This window comes from Streptomyces sp. NPDC102279, from assembly GCF_044766365.1.
Lineage (GTDB): Bacteria > Actinomycetota > Actinomycetes > Streptomycetales > Streptomycetaceae > Streptomyces.
Genome location: NZ_JBIWLU010000024.1, coordinates 26991 through 42553, shown reverse-complemented (window position 1 = coordinate 42553; position 15563 = coordinate 26991). Strand labels below are relative to the sequence as shown.

17 protein-coding genes and 2 pseudogenes are annotated in these 15563 nt (G+C 69.6%); 7 read left to right on the top strand and 12 right to left on the bottom strand.

Annotated elements, in window-relative coordinates:
* Window positions 1-520: 520 nt before the first annotated feature.
* The 7 genes and pseudogenes from ACIRQH_RS39765 to ACIRQH_RS39735 all read right to left on the bottom strand — a co-directional run bounded on the left by ACIRQH_RS39765 (window position 521) and on the right by ACIRQH_RS39735 (window position 4961).
* Entirely contained in the window at window positions 521-1057 is a 537-nt protein-coding gene (locus ACIRQH_RS39765) for an isochorismatase family cysteine hydrolase (protein ID WP_404230339.1), read from the bottom strand.
* A 15-nt stretch (window positions 1058-1072) separates the two neighbouring features.
* A complete protein-coding gene (locus ACIRQH_RS39760; RefSeq protein ID WP_388878039.1) occupies window positions 1073-1465 on the bottom strand; it encodes a hypothetical protein in 393 nt (130 codons plus the stop codon).
* A gap of 32 nt (window positions 1466-1497) precedes the next feature.
* Entirely contained in the window at window positions 1498-1761 is a 264-nt protein-coding gene (locus tag ACIRQH_RS39755) for a hypothetical protein (RefSeq protein ID WP_388878042.1), read from the bottom strand.
* A gap of 11 nt (window positions 1762-1772) precedes the next feature.
* Window positions 1773-2156, bottom strand: coding sequence for a DUF5133 domain-containing protein (locus ACIRQH_RS39750; RefSeq protein WP_404230335.1), 384 nt, complete (start codon window positions 2154-2156; stop codon window positions 1773-1775).
* Between the two features lie 125 nt (window positions 2157-2281).
* A pseudogene (locus ACIRQH_RS39745) lies at window positions 2282-3092 on the bottom strand (SigB/SigF/SigG family RNA polymerase sigma factor).
* A 484-nt stretch (window positions 3093-3576) separates the two neighbouring features.
* Window positions 3577-3753 (bottom strand): hypothetical protein, encoded by a 177-nt coding sequence (locus ACIRQH_RS39740; RefSeq protein ID WP_404230333.1) that lies wholly within the window; start codon window positions 3751-3753, stop codon window positions 3577-3579.
* Window positions 3754-4142: 389 nt separating this feature from the next.
* Window positions 4143-4961 carry a LuxR C-terminal-related transcriptional regulator gene (locus tag ACIRQH_RS39735; RefSeq protein ID WP_404230330.1) on the bottom strand — a complete coding sequence of 273 codons (819 nt, stop codon included), beginning with the start codon at window positions 4959-4961 and terminating at the stop codon, window positions 4143-4145.
* 37 nt (window positions 4962-4998) lie between these two features.
* On the opposite strand from ACIRQH_RS39735, the gene ACIRQH_RS39730 reads away from it, so the two are divergent.
* Window positions 4999-5361 (top strand): hypothetical protein, encoded by a 363-nt coding sequence (locus ACIRQH_RS39730; RefSeq protein WP_404230329.1) that lies wholly within the window; start codon window positions 4999-5001, stop codon window positions 5359-5361.
* 262 nt (window positions 5362-5623) lie between these two features.
* The gene (locus ACIRQH_RS39725) at window positions 5624-6295 is read left to right on the top strand and encodes an alpha/beta fold hydrolase (protein ID WP_404230326.1); all 672 of its coding nucleotides are present in this window, start codon (window positions 5624-5626) and stop codon (window positions 6293-6295) included.
* Window positions 6296-6545: 250 nt separating this feature from the next.
* Here the strand turns inward: ACIRQH_RS39725 and ACIRQH_RS39720 are convergent, their stop codons facing one another.
* Window positions 6546-6851 carry a hypothetical protein gene (locus tag ACIRQH_RS39720; protein WP_404230324.1) on the bottom strand — a complete coding sequence of 102 codons (306 nt, stop codon included), beginning with the start codon at window positions 6849-6851 and terminating at the stop codon, window positions 6546-6548.
* Between the two features lie 370 nt (window positions 6852-7221).
* Here ACIRQH_RS39720 and ACIRQH_RS39715 point away from each other — a divergent pair, with 370 nt between their 5' ends.
* The 3 genes from ACIRQH_RS39715 to ACIRQH_RS39705 all read left to right on the top strand — a co-directional run bounded on the left by ACIRQH_RS39715 (window position 7222) and on the right by ACIRQH_RS39705 (window position 10741).
* Window positions 7222-7425: a hypothetical protein gene (locus ACIRQH_RS39715; RefSeq protein WP_404230321.1), complete on the top strand. Its 204-nt coding sequence runs from the start codon at window positions 7222-7224 to the stop codon at window positions 7423-7425.
* Between the two features lie 709 nt (window positions 7426-8134).
* The gene (locus tag ACIRQH_RS39710; RefSeq protein ID WP_404230318.1) at window positions 8135-9166 is read left to right on the top strand and encodes an alpha/beta fold hydrolase; all 1032 of its coding nucleotides are present in this window, start codon (window positions 8135-8137) and stop codon (window positions 9164-9166) included.
* A gap of 516 nt (window positions 9167-9682) precedes the next feature.
* Window positions 9683-10741, top strand: coding sequence for a hypothetical protein (locus tag ACIRQH_RS39705; protein WP_388878063.1), 1059 nt, complete (start codon window positions 9683-9685; stop codon window positions 10739-10741).
* Window positions 10742-11367: 626 nt separating this feature from the next.
* Here ACIRQH_RS39705 and ACIRQH_RS39700 read toward each other — a convergent pair.
* The 4 genes and pseudogenes from ACIRQH_RS39700 to ACIRQH_RS39685 all read right to left on the bottom strand — a co-directional run bounded on the left by ACIRQH_RS39700 (window position 11368) and on the right by ACIRQH_RS39685 (window position 14740).
* On the bottom strand, window positions 11368-12816 hold the full coding sequence (locus ACIRQH_RS39700; RefSeq protein WP_404230314.1) for an FG-GAP-like repeat-containing protein: 1449 nt from the start codon (window positions 12814-12816) through the stop codon (window positions 11368-11370).
* Window positions 12817-13451: 635 nt separating this feature from the next.
* Window positions 13452-13766 (bottom strand): DUF1330 domain-containing protein, encoded by a 315-nt coding sequence (locus ACIRQH_RS39695; protein WP_404230389.1) that lies wholly within the window; start codon window positions 13764-13766, stop codon window positions 13452-13454.
* Window positions 13767-13811: 45 nt separating this feature from the next.
* Window positions 13812-14159 (bottom strand): annotated as a pseudogene (locus ACIRQH_RS39690) (transposase); the annotation flags it as partial.
* The gene (locus ACIRQH_RS39685) at window positions 14135-14740 is read right to left on the bottom strand and encodes a TetR/AcrR family transcriptional regulator (protein WP_388878069.1); all 606 of its coding nucleotides are present in this window, start codon (window positions 14738-14740) and stop codon (window positions 14135-14137) included. The pseudogene ACIRQH_RS39690 and the gene ACIRQH_RS39685, both read right to left, overlap by 25 nt.
* A 94-nt stretch (window positions 14741-14834) precedes the next feature.
* On the opposite strand from ACIRQH_RS39685, the gene ACIRQH_RS39680 reads away from it, so the two are divergent.
* Entirely contained in the window at window positions 14835-15164 is a 330-nt protein-coding gene (locus tag ACIRQH_RS39680; RefSeq protein WP_404230312.1) for an SDR family NAD(P)-dependent oxidoreductase, read from the top strand.
* Window positions 15062-15388: an SDR family oxidoreductase gene (locus tag ACIRQH_RS39675; RefSeq protein WP_388936384.1), complete on the top strand. Its 327-nt coding sequence runs from the start codon at window positions 15062-15064 to the stop codon at window positions 15386-15388. The genes ACIRQH_RS39680 and ACIRQH_RS39675 overlap by 103 nt, the downstream gene beginning before the upstream one ends.
* The last annotated feature ends 175 nt before the right edge of the window (window positions 15389-15563 follow it).

The following is a 15563-nucleotide window of genomic DNA, read 5'->3' as shown; positions in this document are numbered from 1 at the left end:
ACGATTCCCGCAGCGAGGTGCCCGCTCCGGGGTGCCGGGTCGGCCATCCTCCGGACGTCGGCGATGTCCTCACTCGGATGAAGTTCGGCGTGAGTTCGGGCGGTTCGGGACCGCGTTCCGCTAGGAAGAGATCCCGTTCTCGAAGTTCGCGGCCGTGGCTGCTGCCCTCCTCGCCCTACCGCTCACCATCACCCCCCGGCCCTCCGCGCACCAACTGCGGTCCGCTCCCCTGCCGATGACGGCGGCCGTCGACCTCCTCCCGTCATCGGCCGAGTCCCGGGAGGGCTACCAGCGCACCAACTTCAAGCACTGGATCGACGCCGACCCGACGGCTGCAGAACCCGGGCCGAAGTCCTGCTCGCAGAATCCCGTCAAAGCGGCTGCCCGGGAGGGGCCCGGCCACATCCGCCAGCACCGCAGTCAGGTTGATCGCTCTCGTCTGGCTCGTCAGCTTCCCGGGAGCGTGGGATTGCCGGGTTTGCCGAGCCTCAGGTCTACTTCGGCCTCCACGGGTGGACTCTCAGAAGGTGACGTCTGCGGCCGCACAAATGTTCGCGTCCATGTTGCGGCGCATCATGCGCAGCGCGGCGTCGGCGAGATCGGCATGGATGTGGGCCACGGCATCCTCGGGAACGGTGACCTCGAGGTGTCGGATGTGTGCGTCGAGCGCCGAATACAGGACGCATTGCTCGGTGACCTGGCCGCACAGCACCACGTGGTCGATGTCCTGTTGGGTGAGCAGATAGGTCAGCGGCGTCTCGTAGAAGATGGAGTGCCGGGCCTTGACCACGAAGAGGGATGTGTCGTCGGGCCGAAGTGGTTCGACGAGGTCGGCGTGAGGGCCGGCGAGCGCCTTGTCGAGCAGTTCTCCGTGGTGGGATCGCCATTCTCCGAAGTTGTCGTTGACGTAGATGACGGGTGCCTCGGCGGTTCTGGCGCGTTCCAGGAGGCGGCTGAGCGCTGGTATCGCCTTCGCCACGGACGGGACGAGGCGGTCGACGTCCGGGTGGTCATAGGTATTGATCATGTCGATGACGATCACTGCGGTTTTGCCCATGGGTGGTCCTGGTGCTCAGTCGGCCGCTGGGCCGGTCGGTCGGGCAGCGCGGCGCTGGGCCCGGATGGCTTCTTCCAGAGCTATGCGGATGCCGAGGTTGAGTTCTCCGCAGGATGCCCAGGAGGTGAGGAGTCCGGCGATACGAAGCGGCGTGACGTTGGTGCGTTGGGAGACTTCTGTCAGCACGGTCCGCGACTTGTAGGCGGGCAGACGCCCGAGTGCCATCACGATGCCGACGGCCTGGTGCATCACCGTGTCGGCGGATGCCTCGTGCAGCGACGCGCTCGATGGTTGTTGCCGCGCCTCTACCGGTGCGGTGGCAGCGGGGCGCGTCATTGTCGCGGCGCCCGACTGCGCCGGGTCGAGATCATCGGTTCGGTCCTGACACGTGGGAAGCAGCTCCTGCACCCGGCTCGTCTCCTGGCGGCGCTGTGAGTTGCTCACTGCGTGCCGGCCCTGGCAGCTGCTGGACTTGTGGGCCACGGGCTGGTCCACGGGGTCCAGACCTCCGGTCCTCCACCGTGCCATTCGATGAGGGGCAGTTCGGCGACGTCGACCTCATCCAGGTCCTCCCAGCCGGCCCGGCGCAGAAGTACGGTGAGTTCTCCGAGGCTACGGGCCTGGCCGACGAGTCGTCCGTCGACCCACACCTGGCGGCCGGTGTGTCTCGTGGGCGGATGGATGATCACGGAACGCTCGCTCATGTCTTGTCTCCTCACTGTCCACCGCCCTGCGCTGTGTCCGCACCGGGCAGCGCCGCGGGCCTCGGGCGGGGGTGCTCGCCGCCGGCGCGCCGCAGGGCGCCGACCTCGTGCTGGAAGACGGTCGCCGTGATGAAGGGGGCCTTCGGGGAGGCGTCGGCCGCCGCTCGCTCGGGGCCCCGCTTCTTGCCGGCCGCTGTCGGCGTGCCCGCGCGGGTAGCGAGGTAGGAGTGGGCAGTCTCCAGAGCCTGGGTGATCTCGCGGGTGCCGGTTGACACGCACAGGGTGTAGTCGAGGTCGCGCAGGCGCTGGCCGGGCGGGGTCGTCCCGGTCGAGGCGAGGAGGGTTTCATATCCGGTGAGGAGTCGGCGCAGGGTGGAGGGGAGGGGCATCAGCATCGGTACGACTCCTTCGAACCCTGTGAGCGGGGGCAGTGGGACGGCCGGCGGACGCGCTGCTTGGTGTGAGGAAAAACTGGCCGTACGGGGTGTCATCGGCTTCGCTGTGCTGCCGGCTTTTTGGTTCACGGGGCCAGCGCCTCTTTGCGTACGCGCTGGCAGCTGCGGGTGATGAGCCGGGAGACGTGCATCTGGGAGATGCCGAGTTTCTCGGCTATGCGCGTTTGCGTCATGTCCTCGAAGAAGCGCATGTAGAGGACGCTCCGCTCACGTTCGGGCAGTCGTCGCAGAGCGTTCTTGGCCGCTTCGCGGTCGACGACGAGGTCGAAGGCGGAATCGGCCACGCCGAGGGAGTCGCCGAGGCTGTATCCGTCGTCGCTGTCGGCCAGTACGGCATCCAACGAGAGGCTGCTGAAGCTCTGCAGGGCCTCCAGGCCTGCGGCGACCTCGTCCTCTGTCAGGCCGGTGTGTGCGGCGAGTTCGGCTGGGGTCGGCTCCGGGGCGTTCGGTGAGTTCACGGCGCGCGATGCGTACCTTGTTGCGAATCTCCTGCACTCGCCGGGGCACCCCCACGGCCCACATCCGGTCCCGGAAGTGCCGCTTGATCTCGCCGGTGATCGTGGGGATCGCGTAGCTCTCGAACGCCCCTCGGGAAGGATCGAAGCCGTCGACGGCTTTGACGAGGCCGAGCGCGGCCACCTGACGCAGGTCGTCCATGGCTTCGCCGCGGTCACGGAAGCGGCTCGCGAGGCGGTGGGCCATAGGAAGCCACATGGCCACCAACGCGTCACGTACTGCTTCGCGTCGTGGACCGTCTTGCAGGTCGGCCAGCTGCGCGAAGAGTGCGGCGGCCTCCGGGTGTTCCTCGTGCGTGCGCCGCCCGGCGACGGATCGGGGGCTGGAGTGGTAACCCCCGTGGACACGGTCGGCAGCTATCTGAGTGAGCACAGCGTTCGCTCCTGGCGGTGAGTACCTGCCGTGCACGGGAGAGATGCCCGGGCACGACAGAAACGGGTAGTCAGGGTTCGCCGTACGGAGATCTGCCTCGCCGGAGGAATTCGCAGCAGCCGGGGTGGTCCCCGCTCGGCGTGCGCCTCCGGTCCGAAGCACTAATCCGCGCCTGCCCCGCGGTCACACCGGCAAACACCGCAGATCGAAGAGCACGCACCAGATCCGATATGCACTATAAATCACTTTGGTGGCTGCCGCGAGGCAAGCCCGGAGCCTCGGGAGTGCAGGGATCATCCCGCCGCTGCCTCCGGGCAAGCCATGAAGATCAGCCTCAAGGGGGCCAGGCGTCGAAAAGCCGGAGGCTGCCCGGCCACGCCGCGACGCGTCGCTTCCACACCCCACACTCCCCGGCACGAGCCTGCGACCTGCCGGTCAACGGCGCGAACCGGTTTTGCCGACGGGAGCCGGGCTATTCATCGTGGCCGGCGCTGATGCACCGCGTAGAGGTGGTGGCGGTCAGGATGAGGACGCCTTGGTCGTCGTCGATGTCGTTGCCGCCGGTGAAGGCGTGGACTGCGCTGGTGGGAGCGTCCAGGACCTCCGAGGCTCGTTGCGGTGAGGGCGCGAGTGCCGAGGCGGTCTTCACCGAACTGTTCCCCGGTGGTGTCGCGGGACGACGCGCAAGGCGTCGCCGCCGACACCAGGACGTCCAAGCAGCGGCACATGCGGTGCGCACGCACCACCGCCCCGATCACCGGCGGGGTCGCTTCCATGCGGAGAACGATGACCGAGGTTCGGAAGATGGCTGGACAGCGTCCGACGCTCACGCGGCACGAGGCGACCTCGTCACCAACTGATGCCTGCTGCCGAACGCACTCGCCGGGAGAGCCGGCCGCCGCGCGGGAGGCATGCGCCGGCCGCCGGTCCGTCGATCCCGGGGACTTCGCCGTCCGCCCGCCCGCCCGCCAGATCCGTGCGGACGAGTAGCAGCTGAGGTCTCGGGCCGGGCGAGGAGTCGGGCCGGCAAGACCAGCGTCACCCGCCGTCTCTCAGCACCGAGGACAGCCGTCGGCGGGACGAGACGTCGAGCTTTCGGAAGACCTTGTTCAGGTGGTACTCGACCGTCGAGACGGAGATGAACAGCCGGACCGCGATCTCGGCATTGGTGGCGCCTTCGGCCGCGAGGGTGGCGACCCGGCGCTCCTGCTGAGTGAGGGCGTGGTCGGCGGCCCCGGTCCGGCGGCGGGCCTGCTCGCCGTTGGCGCGCAGTTCGCTGGCGGCGCGTTCGGCGAAGGCGGCGGCACCCATGGCGGTGAACATGGCGTGGGCGGTGCGAAGCTGGGTGCGGGCCTCGGCGCGGCGCCTGCGTCGGCGGAGCCATTCACCGAAGAGCAGGTGGGCACGGGCGAGTTCGGCGACGGTACTGGTCCGGCCGAGAAGGTCGATGGCGTCCGTGTAGAAGGCCTCCGCCTGGTCGTCGTCCGCGGTGAGGGCCCTGCAGCGGGCCAGCAGGCCGAGGCCCCACGGTGTGACGCTGGAGGTGGCACGCTCCTCCAGGCGTGCGAGCGCTGCCTTGGCGGTGTTGTGGTCCCCGCTGCGTGCGGCCGCTTCGACGACCTCGTGGAGCAGCCTGGCTCCGGTGCCCGGGAGGTCGGCGTCGAAGGCGGGACGGACGCAGGCCAGCGCCTGCGCGTAACGGCCGAGACTGTTCTCCAGGGCGGCCAGACAACTGGCCGCCCAGGCTCCGAAGATGCGGTTGCCGTAGTGCTGCTCCCGCTGCTCGGTGATGACGCCCGCGGCGGTCCTGGTCTCGGCCTCCTGCCCGCGCCACGCGGTCAGTTCGACCCGGTGCACCGGGCCCGTGGGGGGGCAGGCCGGTGACCTCGGCCAGTTGTTCGGCCTCGTCCAGGCAGACCTCGGCGGCGCGGAGACGCCCGGCGCGAACCTCCCAGGTCGACTGGATGACGAGGATGCTCTGCAGGGAGCCGAGTGCTGCGGTGCGGCGGTCGTGGGCGTCCAGCAGTCGCCAGGCCTCGCGGCCGGCCACGTCGTCCCAGCCGTCGTCGGCGGCGAGGCTGGTGAGAATAGCGAGGGGCAAGCCTTCCTCGGTGACCTCGCCGCCATCGCCGAGCAGGGCCAGCGCCTCCCTGAGGAGGGGGAGGGCCGGGGCGTGCCCGGCGTCGATGCGGGTGGCGAACCCCCGCAGCAGCAGATCGGAGACGGTGGGCAAATGCGTGGTACGCAGGGCGGGTGAGGCGAGCGCGGCCCGGGCGTACTCCTCGGGCGCAGGGCGGCCAGCCCGACCAGGTAGCGGTCGGCGACGGTGTCGGTGTCGCCCAGACCGAACGTGGCGGCCAGTGCGTGCCGTTGCGGGGGCGGCAGACGGGCGAGGCCGGTGAGGAAGGGCCGGAGCAGTCGGTGCAGAGCGGCGTATCCCGGCCGCGACCGCCACCGCCAACACCGCCCAGGCGGGCGCGACAACACCGCACCGCGCCCCGCACACACCCAAGCCGACCGTGGTGCTGGTGCACGGCGCCTTCGCCGACGCGTCCAGTTGGAGTGGCGTCACCCGCCGGCTCCAGCGCCAGGGCTACACCGTCGTCGCCGCCGCCAACCCGCTGCGCGACCTCGACGGCGACGCCGCCTACGTCTCCTCCGTCCTGGACGGGATCACGGGGCCGGTCGTCCTGGTCGGGCACTCCTACGGCGGCGAGGTCATCACCAACGCCGCCGTGGGCCATCCCAACGTCAAGGCCCTCGTCTACGTCGCCGCCTTCGCCCCCGAGCAGGGCGAGTCCGGCCTGGCCCTGACCGGCCGCTTCCCCGGCAGTCAACTCGGCGCCCACCTCACCGTGCGCCCCTTCCCCCAGGCAGCCGGTGGCACCGGCTCCGAGGCGACGGTCGACCCGGCGGCCTTCCACGCGGTGTTCGCCGCCGACGTCCCGGACCGCACGTCCGAAGAGATGGCGTCCGCCCAGCGTCCGGTGGCGCTTGCCGCCCTGGCCGCGCCCAGCGGCGTCCCGGCCTGGAAGACCATTCCCTCCTGGTACCTCGTCGCAGGCTCAGACCAGGCCATACCGGCCGCCGCCGAGCGGTTCATGGCCCAGCGCGCGGGCGCCCACACCACGGAGGTCAAGGGGCCTCACACGTCGTCATGGTCTCCCATCCGGCCCGGACCGCCGACCTGATCGTCCAGGCAGCCGACGCCACATCCTGACCGGAACGCCGCCACACGCTCATCGCCGCGTCTCGCAGGGGCGGAACCTCTTCGACGCGCCGTCAACGAGCCGAACGCCCGGCGAGCACCTCGGAAGGTGCCTCGCCGGGACGCGCGCTACTGCTCGGGCTCGTCGCTGATCCCCCAGTGCTCGGACCGGGCATGGCGGGCGCACTGGTCAGGGGATCAACCACAGCGGCCGGATCACGCGCCGAGGCGGCTCAGCTCGGGCCGGACGGGCCGATGCGGGAGTCAAGCGCCTCGATGACCCTGCGGAGTTCGCGGGCACCGCGCCGCGACATTGCTTGCATCACGCCGTCGAGTAGGGCACGGCCTTCGAGCGGGTTGCCGCAGCAGTACCAGTGCACGTTGCCGACCTCGTCGTCGTGCCAGAGCTCGCCCTCGGGGCGGCGGACGTAGTCCTTCCAGCCGCGCAAGGCCGCGCTGATGTCCCCCGGCCGGAGATAGTTCCGCGTGCGTTCGATGCGAACGATCTCGGACAGCGCTCGCGAGGAAAGGCGGTCCACGGCCAGTCGTGCGTTCTGTGACTGGTGCCGGTCCGGGATTCCAGCCCGGATACGTCCAGGCCGTCTACGCGGCATGGGCCTTTCGGTTGGCTGTCATGCCGTACATGGTGCCATGGTCCCGAACGACGTCTCGAACGGGTTCGCTCTCCTGGAGATTCACCGGACACAGGAACGGCCTTCGGCGGTCCGGTGGAACACAGCTTGACCTTGTTCTTCTTCGCCCAGCGGCGGCTGTCCGAACCGGGATGGGCGGAGAGTTTCTCCAGAAGGACGTAGATCGGGGCGCCCTTGAGTCGTCTTCCCTCCGTGTTCCCCGACGCGCCGAGCAAACCGGCCGGGTCCACTGATCAACGGCTTCATCCAGATCACTGTGCCCGGGAGCGACGAGCGCAGGTGGGCCTTCGGCCGCCAGACGAAGGACGCCGCCCTGGACAAGAACTCGGTCGCCTTCCTGGAGAAGCAGATGCCCGCGTTCGACGAACTGCGGGCCGCGATCGAGGCGGCCGTCGCGGCGCACCACACCCCGCAGGCGCAGGCCCCGTCGTCGAGTTCGGTGGCTGACGAGATGGCCTAGCTGGGGGCGCTGCGCGAGCGGTGGCTGTTGAGCCCGGAAGAGTTCGAGCAGCGGAGGGCCCGGCTCCTAAACGGCTGAGTCGTTGTCAGTGGCCGCGAGTAGCGTTCGCGTCATCACAGTTGAGCGTCTGCTGGCTGCACGCGCTGGACTCTCGATGCCCCGCCTGATGGACAGCGCCAACGGCGGGGCATCGTGCTCTTCCCAGGCCACAGACCCGTTCCGGCGACAGGGTCGTTCTCCCAACGGTCGTTGTCCTCGAAGCCGCCGAGCAGTGCCTTCGATCCATCGCCCCCATGTGCCGGCCGATCGGTACCGGGTCGTATCCGGCCTTCCTCGCTGCGATGGCGAAGCCTCGGCGAAGGACGTACGCCTCTCGTAGGAACCGCGCTTACCTGCGTCGCCGTGGGATCCACTGCCCCATCCCGGACAAGGCCGACCAGGCACGCAACCGTCGGAGTCTCGGGCCGCCGATCCGCAGAGCAGGCACGGGCCCGAGCTGGCGCAGAGCAGTTCGACACCCGCCGTGGTCGTCGAGGTTCCGTTCCTTCGTGTACCGATCGATGCGCTGCGGGTCTCCTCCCGTGCGCGCCCGGCACCGGCCCCGGCACGGCTTGGGTCTCCCCTGTTCAGCCCCCGTCCCCGGCTGCTGCTGTTCTTCCCGACCCGGACTCACGTCGCACGGGTGACCTTCCGGTGAAACACTGTGGGGATGAGCGTGACGCGCACAGGTCCGGGAGATCCGGTCACTGCACGGTGCGGCCGCCGGGTCGTCACTGCCGTTACGGTCGTCGTCCTACTCGTCCTCTCCACCCTCGGTGCTTCAGCTCTGCCCTCAGGCGACACACGAGCGGCAGGCAAAACCACGACCGGTGCCACGGAGCCGGGCAGCACCGGGCATCTGGTGACCATCGGCGACGGCCGCAGCATCTATCTCCAGTGCCAGGGAACCGGCTCTCCGACGGTCGTGCTCGTGTCGGGTACGGGAGGCGCCTCGGACGAGTGGACCCACGTCGTCGACCCCGCTCACCCTGCGGGCCCTCTGAAGCCCAGCAGGTCAGCGGTGCTGCCGACGGTCGCCTCATCCACGCGGGTGTGCGCCTACGACCGTCCCGGCACCACCCGAGTCGACGGCAGCCTGAGCCCCTCGACGCGGGTTCCGCAGCCCACAACGGCGAAGGACGGCGTCGCGGACCTGGAGGCGGTCCTCCGGGCCGCCGGCGAACATCCGCCGTATGTACTGGTTGGAGCATCCTGGGGTGCGATGATCACCACCCTCTTCGCGCGAACCCACCCGACCCAAGTGACCGGTCTGGTCACTGTCGACGGCGCTTCGCAGTTTCTGAAAGAAACACTGACTCCGGATCAGTGGTCCGACTGGATGGACAAGATCGCCGCAACGGAGTCGGCGAAGCGCCTTGAGGTGCCCGACTACGAATCCAGCGTCACGGAGATTCGGAACGCACCCGCATTGCCACAACTCCCGCCCGCCGCCGTACTGACCTCCGACCAACCGTGGGACCTCCAGGTGGGGCACAGCGGCTCGACCTGGCCCGCTTGGCTGGCAGCCCAGCAGCGGCTGGCCTCCGACCTCCACGCTCGGCACATCACCCACACCGACAGCGGGCACGGCATCAGCGTCGAACAGCCCCAACTGGTCGCCCATGCCATCCGCGCTGTCGGCGGAGTACCAGCATCCAAGGGCCCCCCTCGACTCGCTGGACGTGCGCATGTCGGTGAGTAGCGCCGGCAGCAAGTCCACCCATCCACCACAGAGGGCAGATGAGCGGAGCCTGTCCGTCCCCGCCGACCCGCCGGAGCGACCCCAGAAGCCAGGTGACGCCGAACGGGCCCTCCAGTACGGGCCTCCGGCCTGTTGATCGCGGGTGGTGGGGGTGGGTCGGGTTCTCCGGGCCACGGCTGCACTTGGCGCCTGCATCGAGGAGTGCGCGCGTGCCGGCGCTCCGTATCGGCGAAGCTCCTCGAGGCGGATCTGATCGCGCTGATGGCGACGACCGGTGCTGTATTCGGCTGCACGTGTCCGGTGGTGTCGACATCCAGGACCTCGCGGCTATTGCCCACCGACATCTCCGGCGCTGACTGGTTGTCAGACACGTAAGGCACGTTGGAGGTCATCAACATACCCACGGCCGACGGACCGGTCGCGGGATGCCCACTGCTCCGATCAACTCCAGCCTCGATAGGCTCAGTTGTTCGGACCTGGAATTGGCTGGGTCCGTAGGGTGGGGAGTGGAGTGCCATGAGCGAGACACGCGTGCACGACGTCAGTGGCCGGGGATGGAGCAGGCGGCAGCTTCTGCGGGCCGGCGGCGGCTTCGTGGCGCTCGCGGCGGGCGCCGCGGCACCGTTGGTCGCGGCGTCCCCCGCAGCCGCCGGGGACCCCCTCGTCTCCCCGCACTTCGTCCTGGCGGGCAATGGCGGGAACCCTGTCCTCAAGGCCACCCTCCACCAGCCGTACTGGGCGATGCAGTCCTTCGCCTACGACCACGTCAACGCACAGATGTACTTCGCCCAGCACCGGGTGGGTACCAGCGCGGGGCACAACGGTGACCTGTGGATCTCCCGGACAGACCTGGCCGGTAACGTCCTGGGCGCCTCGACGATCCAAGGGTTCGGCCACGGCTCCTCCATGGGCGTGGAACCGGCCGGCGCCGGCGCGCTGCCCTATCTGTGGATCGAAGGCGGCGACTCCGACGACAACGGCGCGGGCGAGACGCTCGCGCGCTTCCGGTACGCGGACGGGATGGTTTTGAAGTACACGGACCCGGTCACCCCCATCTGGAACCGGACCCCGACGTTCGACAGCTTCGCCAAGCTCCCGCGGCCCGCGATCGACCCGTACGCCAACCGCCTCTTGATCCGCTACGCAACGCAGGAGCCGGCCGACCGCGTCTGGCGCATCGCGGTGTTTTCAATGGCGGACGCCGTCGCGGGACGGCTGGGCCAGGACAACCGGATCGCCGAGCGCGCGATCCCGAACAACGACGAACTCGGCCTGACCGACGCCGACCTCTTCCAGGGAATCGCGCTGTGCGGCCGGTTCGCATACCTCCTGTACGGAGGCCCCAACCGGACCTCGTACCTCGTGACCCTCGACCTGAACGCCACCGGCGGCACGTACTACGACAAGTTCGCGACGGGCGCCGGCGCCTCCCTCAACGGCCGCGAAGCCCAGGGCATGGCGATCTGGATGGCCTCGGGTGCCCCACGACTCGCCTTCGGCTACTCCTCCAGGCAGATCGCCGACACCGACCACTTCGAGGCCAGTGTGTTCTACAAGAGCGACTTCATCAACTGATCCACGGGCGAGGGGCGGCGGTACGCGCGTTAGGACGTTTTCGAATCCCCGCCGTACGCGCGTGCTCGTCAGCCGGGGCCAGCCGCGGCCAAGGGCTCGGCGAGTTGCCCGGCTCCTGGGGACGGATTCGCCCCGTGCTGCGCGTCGCCGACGAGGACTACGCAGGCACACGGAGGGAGGCGGAGCGCCGGCTGACGGGGTTGAGGACAACTGCCTTCACAGGGTGCCGGGCGGCGGCCAGGATTCGCGCAAGACAGGTCTGGCTGGGAATCAAGATGGTCAGGTCATGCGACCACCCAGCGACTGCCTCCAGGCCAGGGCACACCACACCTGCCGGCTGACGCGCCCCTCCCCGCTCGCGGCCAAGCCGGCGATGCCCCGCGCGGCCGTGAACATCACGCTCGGCGGGATCGGAGTCGCCGCCCTGTGCGGCGGGCTTCTGGTCCTGACGACGTCCATCGCGGCGCTCTGCCGTTGTGCTTCAGCGCCAGGCGAGCGTCGTTTAGACGCTTCATCGAAGGGTGAGGGAGTGGGACATCCCACCGATCCTGGGAGTTGGAACGGCAACGTGGCGCGTCCCGGTGGTGTGTGTACCGGGGCGCGCCCCCTTGCCCGAGCGTCCGGGTTCAGCCGCTGATCGGGGCGCCGAATTCGGGGTACCAGTCCTCGCCGGTGGCGAGCCCGATGGTCTGCGCACTGAAGCCGACCGCGCTGGTGAAGGTGATCCGCGCGCCGTCGCCGCGCAGCGAGGTGAGCGCGCCGTACCAGCCGTTCTCGCCGGGCGCGCCGACGGCCAGGTCGAGCCGCCCGTCGCGGTCGGTGTCGGCCAGCGCCAGGGCTTCGCCGAAGGAGTCGCGGGACTCCGCGACGCCGGGCACGCCCGGGGTGTCCTGGTGGAAGGCGTACGAGCCGGTGCCGGTCAGGCCCTTCGCGGAACCGGGGACGACGGTGACGGAGCCGGTGAAGCCCGTCAGGCCCACGCCCTCGTCGACGGCGCCGGTGGCCAGGTCGGCCCGTCCGTCCCGGTTGACGTCGGCGAGTTCGACGGACCAGCCGAAGCGGTCGCCCTCCTCGACGACCCCGGGCACCCCAGCGGTGTTCTGCGTGATCACGACCGCCCGTCGGCCGTCGACGCCCTGCGCCGAGCCCCGCAGCACGGTCACGCTGCCGCCGTCCCGGGCGCCGGGCACCTCCTCGCGCCCGTACGGCTGCCCGGACACGACGTCACCGTGGCCGTCGCCGTCCACGTCGCCGATGGCGAGGGAGAGTGCCGGGGGCAGGTCGCCCGCCGCGCGGCGGTTCGCCGGGACCCCGGGCGAGAGGTAGAGCGCGCCGCCGGAGCCGTTGAGCGGGTTGGTAACGGCGGCCAGGTCATCGGTGCCGTCGCCGTCGACGTCCCCAGCGGCGAGTGCGGTGACGCCGGTGCCGGTGGCGGGCACCGCCGATGCCTCGAAGTCGGTGTGCGCGAAGCCCATTTCGCCGGACTGGCCGGTGCTCCGGTTGAGGTAGAGCCACAGGTGGGTGCCGCTGCCGGTGCTCGCAGCGATGTCGGCATGGCCGTCCCCGTCGAAGTCCCCGGCGGTGACCGCAGTGCCGAATCCGGTCTGCTCGATGCCCAACGGCTGACTCAGCGCGCCGCCCGCGCCGAGTCCCTTCGGGCTCCCCCACAACACCGTGACAGAGCCCCAGTCGTCACCGCGCGGGATGTCCTCGCCGGGCGAGCCGACCGCGAGGTCGGTGTATCCGTCCTTGTTGAAGTCCCCGGCCGCGGTGGACGCGCCGAAGCGGTCGAACGCCTCGGCGACACCCGGCACGCGCGCCGTGTTCTGGCTGACGACCGACGTCCGCGAGGACTTGATCCCGGCGGACGAGCCGTAGGCGACGACGACCGCCCCGGCCAGGTTGTTCCCGTCGATCGCCGCGTCGGGCGCGGAGACGGCGAGATCGCCGTAGCCGTCACCATTGAAGTCGGCGGACGGAGCCGGTGTGCGGGCGTGGGCGGCGGCCGGGGACAGAAGGACGGAGGCCGCGAGGGCGACCGGCAGCGCGGCGCCGGCGACGATGAGTCTTCGCATGACACGGCAGACCCATCCGCGGGGCCGATGGTTGTACGGGGGGCCGGCCGCGTGCCGGACGAGCCGGGGCGTGGACCGCCCCGGCGCACGGTGCGTCCGGCCAGCGCGCCCGGACGGCAACGGCGTCGAGGGCGTCGAAGACCTGCGGCCACACGCTTGCGCATGTGTTGGCAAGGCTGTCCGGTGACGTGGGGTCATGCCCATCTCGCAGGTGAGGATGCACGCGCGGAGCACTCAGCCTGGCACCCTCTCGTCGCGCACCTGCGCACCCCCGCCGCAGCAACATGGGCACGTAGGCGACCGCGGCGGCGTCCTCGTAGGGCTCACCGATCACCTCGGGGACCGTGCTGCCGAGGCCGTGCCGTCGCCTGATTTCGATCTTCCGCCGCGATGCCCCCCCCAGGACGTGCGGAGCTGCCGGGCGCCGACGCAGGCAGGCGCCGCGGTCCCCAGGAGGAGCGGGCGAGTGATGTCGGTGACGCCTTCACCGACCACCCTGAACTCCACTACCAGGCGCGGAAGTCCGCTCAGCCCACTTCCTGACCCGCCCCGCCCGCCGCGTCAGCCGCCTGACGTCAAACGATGGCGAGCGACGCGTCCAATGCGCCGTCAGCGAAGATCCGACTGGACCTCTGTCACTCGATGCCTCCGACGACGCGGAAGTCGCGCTCGACGCCGTCGGAGAGAGCGACCAGCGCCTCTTGGTAGGCCGCACTTTCGTGCGCCGCGACGGCCTGCTCGAAGCTGTCGAACTCGATCAGGACGGTGCGCTCGGCGATTCCGGCGTCGTGCGCCACGACCCGACTGCCACGGGCGAGGATCCGACCGCCCCCGGCCTCGACGGCCGGACCTGCCAGCTTGTTGTAAGCAGCCGGCTTCTCAGGGTCTGAAATGGTGCGGTAAGCGCCGCCCCAGTAGCCCCTTGGGCATGGAACCTCCGGTGTTGGGATGAGTGCATCTGACTTAGAGCGTCCGCCAGTAGGCGTTGAGCTGGGCTATCGGATGCGGGGGCTGTTCGGGCGGGTGTCCCATCGGTGGGTGTACCAGGCTCGTCGGATCAGGCTACGAACGGTGATGGTGGCCGTGGCCAGAGCAAGGAAGAACTCGGTGCATGCGCGTCGCCGCTCGGTGTTGCGGCGAAGCTTGCCGAAGTTGTTCATCCACGAGTTTGTGCGCTCGACCACCCAGCGGGCCTCTGTCTGGATCGGCGTCTTCGTGCCGCGCCGGCTGATGCGTGGCCTGATCCCGCGTTCGGCCAGGCCGGTGTGGACGATTATCCGGCGGTTGTCCCCCCCACATCGGAACCGGTCTTTGAGCCTCAAGTCTGGATGGCAAGGGCGAGGAGGGTATCGACCGCGACTTCGAAGGGACGCGTACTGCGTTGCACCTGGGCGAGCAGGAGTCCCCCTTGCAGGGTGGCGAGCATCGTGGTGGCGAGGGCGTCCGGGTCGATGCCGGGCGCGAGCTTCCCGTCGGCATGCAGCGACCTGAGTCCTTCGCTGATGACGGTTGACCATCGCTCGAATCCGGCGGCGATGAGGGCTCGGGCCTCGGGATCGCTCTCGGCTAGTTGACCGCCGAGCGAACCGAGTGGGCAGCCGCCCTTTGCCTGGCCGTGCTTCACCCCGGCGATCAGCATGTTGCGCCAGGCTGCGACTGGGTCCTCGCTGCCGAGCGCGTGCCGATTGTGATTGACGAGGGTGTCGGCTTGGTGGCAGATGACGGCCTGCAGGAGCTCGTTCTTGTCGGGAAAGTAGTGGTAGAGCTGCGAACCGCTGACCTCCGCTGCCACCTTGACGTCCTCCAGGGTGGTACCCGCGACCCCGCGCTCGTGGATCAAGGCCGCAGCCCCTTCCACGATTCTCGCCCGGACCCGTTCGCCCTTCGGGGTGAGCCGGGGCCGATCGTTCGTCTTGTTCACCATGCACCCATAGTAGCGATTCTGAGTTTGACAGCCCAGTCCGGTCGAGTCAGACTGAGTTGCATAACCCACTTTGAGCAGGAGGAGGAAGCAACGCATGCCTGTTGACTTGAAGGACAGAACTGCACTTGTCACCGGGTCCACGAGCGGAATCGGCAAGGCGACCGCCTTAGCCCTCGCTGCCCGCGGCGCTCACGTCCTGGTTGTCGGGCGCAACGCAGAAAGAGCCGAGCGGGTCGTGGCCGAGATCGAAGGCGGCGGAGGCTGGGCGTCGTTCAGGCTCACCACGCTGAGAGACCTGGAATCTGTACGAGACCTGGCGCGATGGGCCACCGAGGTCGGCGGTGGTCACGTCGACATCCTCGTCCACAATGCCGGAATCGCCCTGCTGGGGGCGCCGAATACGGCCCGCGTGGTGTGCGCGTGAACGCCGTTGCGCCCGGCCCGACGCGCACCCGGATGACCGAGGGCATCCCCGAGGAGATGGTGAACCAGCTCGCAGGTCTGGCACCAGCGGGTCGCGTAGCCGAGCCCGAGAAACTCCTTCCGCGATCGTCTTCCTGGCCAGCGAGGATGCCAGCTTCATCCATGGCGTCACCGTTCCCGTCGATGGGGGCCGAGTATCGACCTGACGCCGGTCGCGGCCTCTGAGTGCCTGAGCCCCCTTCGTTTCGGGTGGAACCTGACGTCCGAAGCCAGCGGTGCAGCAGTGGCAGCCGAGCCCTCGACCAAGAAGGGCCGCGTGACTCGTCAACGGAGCACCGGCCCCGCGACGCAGCAAGAGCCGTCCAACCTGAACAGCCCCACAGAAGATGAGAGGGAATCC